The sequence below is a fragment of the Peptococcaceae bacterium 1198_IL3148 genome, from assembly GCA_036763105.1.
In the GTDB taxonomy this organism is placed as follows: domain Bacteria; phylum Bacillota; class Desulfotomaculia; order Desulfotomaculales; family Desulfohalotomaculaceae; genus JBAIYS01.
The window spans coordinates 1-290 of sequence record JBAIYS010000061.1; the positions used below are offsets into that span (position 1 = coordinate 1).

Below are 290 nucleotides of genomic sequence, written 5' to 3' on the forward strand. Positions count from 1 at the left end.
CCACCAGCAGCGACAGTAGCGGTTTGGGAGCCAGGTCTCTGTGCACCCGCTGACTAATCACCGTTCCGATGGCAGACAAGCGAATGATATGTTCAATTTGCTGCTTAACGGCGGCATCAAATTCTTCGTAGGTTTTGAAGTTGTCAAGATCACCGGTGTCTAGCCCTTGCTTGGTGCCATGCCACTTCATCATGCCCCGTCTTAAAACAAATTCAATGGCAATGGGCCATTGGGTATAACCGGTGGATGTCCACTGATAGATGCGACCGGATTTTTGCGGTTCAACACAA

The 290-nt window shown here is 50.0% G+C and carries 1 protein-coding gene; it reads right to left on the reverse strand.

Features of this window, described 5'->3' with window-relative positions:
• A partial coding sequence (locus V6C27_14895) for a pyruvate formate lyase family protein (GenBank protein ID MEG6617663.1) occupies window positions 1-290 on the reverse strand: 290 nt, incomplete at both ends.